Origin of the sequence: Pseudoflavonifractor sp. AF19-9AC (genome assembly GCF_003478995.1) — a bacterium.
Lineage (GTDB): Bacteria > Bacillota > Clostridia > Oscillospirales > Oscillospiraceae > Lawsonibacter.
In genome coordinates, this window is the sequence record NZ_QUGI01000003.1 from 433459 (window position 1) to 441202 (window position 7744).

Sequence of the window (7744 nt, forward strand, 5' to 3'; positions counted from 1 at the left end):
AGACTTGCGACGATTGGTGGAGATAAGCGGGATCGAACCGCTGACCTCTTGAATGCCATTCAAGCGCTCTCCCAGCTGAGCTATACCCCCATATTGTTCTGAACCAGACCGCTTGTCTCGTTCAGCGCAAGGGATATGATACCAGAAACCTTTTTATTTGTCAATGCCAAATTTAAATTTTTTTCGGTTTCTGTAAAAAAGCACCGCAGCCTGAGCTGCGGTGCTTTTTTAAGTCTTAGTAAAACTTCTTACGATTCTTGCGGGCGGCCTCAGACTTCTTGCGGCGCTTGACGCTGGGGCTCTCGTAGTGCTCACGCTTACGAACCTCGGCCAGCACGCCAGACTTGGCACAGCTGCGCTTGAAGCGCTTCAGGGCGCTCTCCAGAGACTCGTTTTCTCTCACACGGACTTCCGACATTTATATTTCCCTCCCTCCGGCGCGGCGGGGCGTCCCCCGTCCACGTAAGGGCCATTTGTATGGCTTTAACAGTAGTATTATATTCGTTACAGCTCCCCCTGTCAAGGGGGAATTGTGAACGCGCTGTAAACCTTGCTCAGGCCTGGGGCTTGAAAATGAGGCTCACCAATTTCCCTTTGACCACGATGGACTTCACCAGGGTCATGCCGTCGGCCAGCTTCTGGATCTTGGGCTCGGCCAGGGCGGCAGCCACGATCTCCTCGTCAGAGGCATCCACGGGCACCACGATGTTGGCCTTCACCTTGCCGCTGACCTGGACGGCCATCTGGACGGAAGCGGCCATGGTCTTGCTCTCGTCGTACTCGGGCCAGGGCTGCAGGCACACCTGTCCGCCGTAGCCCGCCATCTCCCACAGCTCCTCACACATGTGGGGGGCGAAGGGAGAGAGCATCAGCAGCAGGGCCTTCATATCGCCCCGGCTGGCTCCGTTGGCGTAGAAGTCGTTGACCAGGGCCATCAGAGCAGCGATGGCGGTGTTGAACTTCATGGCCTCGATATCCTCGGACACCTTCTTGATGGCCTTGTGGACGGCCGCCTCGTTGGCCTTGGAGTACTCGTCGCCCACATGCTCCTGCTCAGTGGCCAGGTTCCACACGCGGTCCAGGAAGCGCTTACAGCCCTTCACCGCGTTGGCAGACCAGGCGGCGGCCTTCTCGAAGTCGCCGATGAACATGATATAGGTGCGCATGGTGTCGGCGCCGTACTGGTCGATGATGTCGTTGGGATTCACCACGTTGCCGCGGCTCTTGGACATCTTCTCGCCGCCCTCGCCCAGGATCATGCCGTGGGAGGTACGCTTCTTATAGGGCTCCTTGGTGGGCACCACGCCGATGTCATAGAGGAACTTGTGCCAGAAGCGGCTATACAGTAGGTGGAGGGTGGTGTGCTCCATACCGCCGTTGTACCAGTCCACGGGAGACCAGTACTCCAGCGCCTCTTTGCTGGCCAGAGCCTTATCGTTGTGGGGATCCATATACCGCAGGAAATACCAGCTAGACCCGGCCCACTGGGGCATGGTGTCGGTCTCCCGCTTGGCGGGGCCGCCGCAGCAGGGGCAGGTGGTATTCACCCAGTCGGTCATCTTGGAGATGGGAGACTCGCCGTCGTCGGTGGGCTCGTAGGAATCCACCTCGGGCAGCAGCAGGGGCAGCTGGTCCTCGGGCAGGGGCTGCCAGCCGCACTTCTCGCAGTAGATCATGGGGATGGGCTCGCCCCAGTAGCGCTGACGGGAGAACACCCAGTCGCGCAGCTTGTAGTTCACCTGGGCGTGGCCGATGCCCTTCTCCTCCAGCCACTTGGTGATGACGGGAATGGCGTCCTTGACGGTGAGGCCGTTGAGGAAGTCGGAGTTGACCAGAATGCCGGTCTCGTCCTTGGCGGTGAAGGCAGCCTTCTGCACGTCCTCGCCGCCGGAGACCACCTCGATGATCTCACAGCCGAACTTCTTGGCAAACTCCCAGTCGCGGTCATCGTGGGCAGGAACGGCCATGATGGCGCCGGTGCCGTAGGTGGCCAGGACGTAGTCGGAGATGAAGATGGGGATCTCCTTGCCGTTGACGGGGTTGATGCCCTTCACGCCGTCCAGCTGGACGCCGGTCTTCTCCTTGTTGAGCTCGGTACGCTCCAGGTCGGACTTGGAGGCGGCCTCCTTCTGGTAAGCCTTCACCTCGTCGGCATTCTTCAGCAGGCCGGTCTCCAGCCACTTGCGGATAAACTCATGCTCGGGAGAGAGGACCATATAGGTGGCGCCGAAGAGGGTGTCGGGACGGGTGGTGTAGACCACGATGTCCTCCCCGGTGGTGGCCTTGAAGGTGACCTCGGCACCGGTGGAGCGGCCGATCCAGTTCTTCTGCTGGATCTTCACCCGCTCGATGAAGTCCAGGCCGTCCAGGTCGTCAATGAGGCGCTGGGCGTAAGCGGTGATCTTCAGCATCCACTGGCTCTTCTCCTTGCGGATGACGGGGGAGCCGCAGCGCTCGCACACGCCCTCCACAACCTCCTCGTTGGCCAGCACGCACTTGCAGGAGGTACACCAGTTCACGGGCATGGTGGTCTTATAGGCCAGGCCGTGCTTATAGAGCTGCAGGAAGATCCACTGGGTCCACTTATAGTAGCTGGGGTCGGTGGTGTTGACCACCCGGTCCCAGTCGAAGGAGTAGCCCAGCATGTGCAGCTGCTTGGTAAAGTTGGCAATGTTGTCGTGGGTCACCTTGGCGGGGTGAATGTGGTTCTTGATGGCAAAGTTCTCCGTGGGCAGGCCGAAGGCATCAAACCCAATGGGGAACATGACGTTATAGCCGTCCATCCGCTTCTTGCGGGCCACCACGTCCATGGCGGTGTAGGGCCGGGCGTGGCCCACATGCAGGCCGTTGCCCGAGGGATAGGGGAACTCCACCAGGCCGTAGAACTTGGGCTTGCTGGTGTCCCCGGTCTTGCAGGCGAAGGTCTTCTCGTCCTTCCAGCGGGTCTGCCACTTCTTTTCAATCGCGGTGAAATCGTACTTCACAGTTATCACGCCTTCTCGTATTGTTCCGCCGAACCTCGGCTTATCTCACATGGCCGCGTTTGCAGCCATTCTCGCAAAACGATTCCGTAATATTATACAAGAATATAGTCCCGATTGCAAGGGCCGGACCGGAAAATTCGCCTTTCCCCTCCCTTTCTTGACGGGCAGACTGTTTTTGTGATAGTATCGTTATGTTCCCATTCCAATAACGGCTCCGCCCCGGGCGGCTGCCTGACGAAAGGAAGCGGACCGACCATGAAAGTCAAACTGAAAGTCACCCTCTGTACCGACGACGGGGAGCGCCTGTTCGGCGAGGGCCCCTATCAGCTTCTCTCAGGCGTGCAGGAGCTGGGAAGCCTCCGAGCCTCCGCCCAGCGCATGGGCATGGCTTATACCAAAGCCTTCCACATGGTCAAGCATGTGGAGGAGGCCCTCCACATGCCTCTGACCCAGCGCACCATCGGCGGCCGGGGCGGCGGCGGGAGCACCCTCACCCCGGAGGGGCAGGAGCTGCTGAAACGCTACGAGGCCTATCGAACCGCCTGCGATCAGGCCGCCCACGACCTGTATCGGCAGTACATGGGGGATTTTGCCCCTCCGCAGGAATCCCAGTCGGCCCGGGAGGATCTGCCCCATCAGGCCTGAGGGCACGGCACCCTTCCCCCATCAGGAGGTCATTTATGAAACTTGGCTGTGTGGTGCTGGCGGCCGGACGGGGCGTCCGGTTCGGCGGCAACAAACTGATTTATCCCCTGGCCGGGCGGCCGGTGCTGTCCCGGGTGCTGGGCAGTCTGCCCCGGGAACAGCTCTCCTCCCTTGTGGTGGTGGCCAGCTCCCCGGAGGTGGTGCAGCTTTGCCGGGAGGCGGACACTCCCTGTCTCTGCTACGAGGGGGGGCCCCAGAGCGACAGCATCCGGCTGGGAATCGGCGCCATGGCGAGGACAGACGGCTGTATGTTTGTCATGGGGGATCAGCCCCTGTGCTCCCGCCGGAGTATGGAGCGGCTGCTGGAGACCTTTCGTTCCCAGCCGGAGGCAGTGGTCCGTCTGTCCTTTCAGGGGCGGCCCTGCAGCCCGGTCCTCTTCCCCAGTCGCTATTACCCCAATCTGGCCTCGCTCACCGGGGAACAGGGCGGCATTGCCGCGGTGCGCCATCTCAACCCCACCTTCCGTTTCGTGGAGGCGGAGGAGGAGGCTGAGCTGTGGGACACCGACACCCCGGAGGAGCTCAACCACATCGAACATTACCTATTCAAAAAAGAAGGACGTGCCCCCTGAGGGGCACGTCCTTCTTCTTTTATTGTTTTTTAGTTCAGAGGACCCACCACGCCCTCCACCAGCTTCACAAGCTCGCCGGAGTGGATGAGATCGCGCAGGTACTCGATGTGGGGATGGAGGAACATGTCCTCCTTCATGACAGGCACGTGCTCCCCAATCTCCCGGAGCAGCTTGGCCGTGGCCGGGCTGCGGGAGAGCTTCTCGTCCAGGAACTGCTGGGCCTGGAAGCCGGAAAGCAGCTCGATGGCCAGGATGTACTCCAGCTTCTCCACCACCTGAATGGCCTTCTTGGAGGCATTATAGCCCATGGCCACATAGTCCTCCTGGTTGCAGCAGGTGGGAGTGTTGTCGATGACCGCTGGAGTGGACAAAATCCGCATGTCGTTGAGGAGGCCCGCCTGGCCATACTGGGGAATCATCAGGCCGGAGTTGAGGCCGGGGTTGCTGATGAGGAAGGCGGGGTAACCGGAGAAGGCCTCGTCGATGATGCGGTTGTTGCGCCGCTCGGACATCTTGGCCAGCATGGTGCAGGCAATGGAGGCGCTGTCCATGGCCAGGCCCACATAGGAGGAGTCACAGTTGCAGGCGGAAATCACGTCCGCATCGTCCCCCATGTCCCAGATAATGGGGTTGTCGCAACAGGAGTTCATCTCGATCTCAATGGTGCCCTTGGCGTCGTAGAAGGCCTTCTTGGAGGCGCCGTGGAGCTGGGGGATGCACCGCAGGGACAGGGCGTCCTGAAGGCGGGTGCCCTCGTAGTGCTTCAGCACCTCCGAACCGGCCAGAATCCGGCGCACGTTGTCCGCGCTGCCGTCCTGCTCCTTGTGGGGCCGCACCGACATGACCCGGGGGTCAAAGGCCCGCATGACGCCCTTCAGCACCTCCAGGGAAACGGAGCCAATGACGTCAGCGGCCTTGGCCGCGTTGATCATGTCGTACAGGGCCAGACTGGCCAGAGCCGTCACCGAGGTGGTGCCGGAGACCAGGGCCAGGCCCTCCTTGGCGGCCAGAGGTATGGGTTCCAGGCCCGCCTTCTCCAGGGCGGCCTTGCCGGGCATCAGCTCGCCCTGATAGTAGGCCTGTCCCTCGCCGATGAGCACCAGGGCCATGTGAGCCTCGGGAGACAGGTAACCCACCGAGCCCTCCCGGGGCATCCAGGGGGTCACGTCCCGGTTAAGCATCTCCCGCAGCAGCTCCAGCACCTCCAGGCGCACACCGCTGTGTCCCTGGCCCACATTCTGGAGCACCATGAGCATGGTGGCCCGGGCCTGCTCTTTGGTATAGGGCTCGCCCACGGAGATGGAGTGGGAAAGGACAATGTTCCGCTGCAGCTGCTGAGCCTCCTCCTTGTTGATAACCCGCGTGCTCAGAGAGCCAAAGCCGGTGGTGACGCCGTACATCACCCGGTCCTCGCTGATGGCCTTTTCAATGAGCTCACGGGCACGGCTGACTCGGCTGCAATAATCGGGGGAAAATGCCACCTCTGCCCCAAAACGGGCAATCTGAATAAACTGCTCCAGATTCAACGGAGCACCCAGTGTGATAACCATTCCGTTCTCCTCCTTCAAACTGCCTGAGAAATTCCTTCCGCAGTCCTGTGTACGTGGGCCACGAATGCCGAACACTCCGCCCACGCTATTGCCTTTATACTAATCCTTTTTTGTGGAAACATCCAGTCTTTTTCTTTGATTTTTCAAAAATCATCGTTTTTTCTCCTTCTCCCCCCTGTTTCTCTTCGGTTCCTTCCTTTTTTCTCCCTTTGGCCCTTCCAAATCCTTTGGTGCTGGTTTTTCCTGAAATCGTGAAAAATCAGGTGACTTTTCGACGCTTTTGTTGTATAATGAATTAAACTATGCTGGGTGCGTCCATAAGTACCCGGCATTCAATCTGCTAACGCGGAAACGATGGAGGAATTTACATGAGTGATACGCTGATTCTCAACGGCTCGAATTTGACTTTGGAAGATCTCAATGACGTGGTCTATCGCGGCCGCAAGGTCCAGATTGATCCCGATGTCATTCCCCGGGTGAAGGCTGCCCGTCAGGTGCTCTTTGATCTGGCTGCCACCGGCCAGCCCGTTTACGGCCTGAACCACGGCGTGGGCTGGAACAAAGACCGGGAGTTCAGCCAGGACTTCTTCGAGCAGTACAACCGCAACCTTATTAACAGCCACTCTCTTGGCATCGCCCCTTACTGCAGCGTAGAGGAGGTCCGGGCCATGCTGTGCATCCGCCTGAACACCGCCCTGTGCGGCTGCACCGGTATCTCCCTGAACATTCTGGAGATGTACCAGGAGTTTTTGAACCGGGGCATCCATCCCCGTGTCCTCCGCCGGGGCGCCGTGGGCGAGGGTGACGTGAGCACCCTGCCCCTCATCGGCCAGACTATCATCGGTGAGGGCGAAGTGGAGTACCACGGCAAGATCGTCCCCTCCATCGAGGCTCTGCGGGCCGAGGGTATAGAGCCCGCCATTCTGGGCCCCAAGGACGGCCTGTCCATCGCCTCCTCCAATGCCCAGGGCGAGTCTCTGGTGGTCATGCTGGTGAAGGAGACCGAGGAGATCATCAAGCTGTCCAACGTCATCTACTGCATGGGGCTGGAGGGCCTCAACGGCGGACTGCAGCCCCTGGGTGAGGCGGTCAACGCAAAGCGCGGCCTGCCCGGTCAGATGCGCTGCGCCGCTGACTGCCGCCGCTACCTCCAGGGCAGCTACCTGGAGCAGCCCGATCCCAAGCGCGCCCTGCAGGACCCCCTGTGCTACCGCTGCGGCGCCGCCATCAACGGCTCGGTGGTGGATGCGCTGGAGTTCGTGAAGCAGTATCTGGAGCTGCAGATCAACCGCACCGACGATAACCCCTGCATCCTTGTGGAGGAGAACAACACCTCGGTGAGCCCCAACTTTGAGACCACCACCCTAGCCCTGGGTGTGGATATGCTGGCCGCCGCCCTGTGCCACATGTCCCAGGCCATCACCAACCGCCTCATCAAGATCGTGGCCCCAGTGTTCACTGGCCTGCCCCGCTTCCTCACTCCCCACGAGGTGAAGACCATCGCCTACTCCACCATGCAGAAGACCTTTGCCTCCCTCCACGCAGAGAACCGCTGGCTGGCCAACGTGACCACCCTGGATATGGTGCCCATTGCCGGCGGCATCGAGGACCACGCCTCCGGCCTGCCTCTGGCTGCTATGCGTACCCTCCAGATCGTGGACAACCTCCGGTACATGCTGGGCATGGAAGCCATGCACGCCGCCCAGGCCACCGATATGCGGGGTGACATCGCTCTGGGTAAGGTCACCGGTCCGGTGAAGGCCAAGTTCCGCCAGGTCATCCCCTATCTGGACAAGGACCGCAATCTGAGTCTGGACATCGAGGCCGCCTACCAGTGCATCCGCAGCGGCGAGCTGCTCAAGGCCCTGGAAGAAGCGGACCGCTGAATTTCATTTTTGAACCAATAAAAAAGAAGCGGCTGTGCCAAAGGCAC

The 7744-nt window shown here is 60.4% G+C and carries 6 protein-coding genes and 1 tRNA gene; 3 read left to right on the plus strand and 4 right to left on the minus strand.

From position 1 onward, the window contains the following. Positions 1 to 14: 14 nt before the first annotated feature. From DWX58_RS07665 to leuS, 3 genes are all read right to left on the minus strand, one after another. Positions 15 to 90: transfer RNA gene (locus DWX58_RS07665), tRNA-Ala, on the minus strand. Between the two features lie 145 nt (positions 91 to 235). Further along, entirely contained in the window at positions 236 to 418 is a 183-nt protein-coding gene (rpsU, locus tag DWX58_RS07670; RefSeq protein ID WP_023348912.1) for a 30S ribosomal protein S21, read from the minus strand. A 136-nt stretch (positions 419 to 554) separates the two neighbouring features. After that, positions 555 to 2984, minus strand: a complete 2430-nt coding sequence (gene leuS, locus DWX58_RS07675) for a leucine--tRNA ligase (RefSeq protein ID WP_118642546.1) — start codon at positions 2982 to 2984, stop codon at positions 555 to 557. 255 nt (positions 2985 to 3239) lie between these two features. On the opposite strand from leuS, the gene DWX58_RS07680 reads away from it, so the two are divergent. Together DWX58_RS07680 and DWX58_RS07685 are read left to right on the plus strand one after the other, a co-directional pair. Continuing rightward, entirely contained in the window at positions 3240 to 3629 is a 390-nt protein-coding gene (locus DWX58_RS07680; RefSeq protein ID WP_118642548.1) for a LysR family transcriptional regulator, read from the plus strand. A gap of 35 nt (positions 3630 to 3664) precedes the next feature. Then, positions 3665 to 4261, plus strand: coding sequence for a nucleotidyltransferase family protein (locus DWX58_RS07685; protein ID WP_118642550.1), 597 nt, complete (start codon positions 3665 to 3667; stop codon positions 4259 to 4261). 29 nt (positions 4262 to 4290) lie between these two features. Here the strand turns inward: DWX58_RS07685 and DWX58_RS07690 are convergent, their stop codons facing one another. Beyond that, a complete protein-coding gene (locus DWX58_RS07690; RefSeq protein ID WP_118642552.1) occupies positions 4291 to 5811 on the minus strand; it encodes an aromatic amino acid ammonia-lyase in 1521 nt (506 codons plus the stop codon). Between the two features lie 368 nt (positions 5812 to 6179). On the opposite strand from DWX58_RS07690, the gene DWX58_RS07695 reads away from it, so the two are divergent. After that, positions 6180 to 7697, plus strand: a complete 1518-nt coding sequence (locus tag DWX58_RS07695; RefSeq protein ID WP_118642554.1) for an aromatic amino acid ammonia-lyase — start codon at positions 6180 to 6182, stop codon at positions 7695 to 7697. The last annotated feature ends 47 nt before the right edge of the window (positions 7698 to 7744 follow it).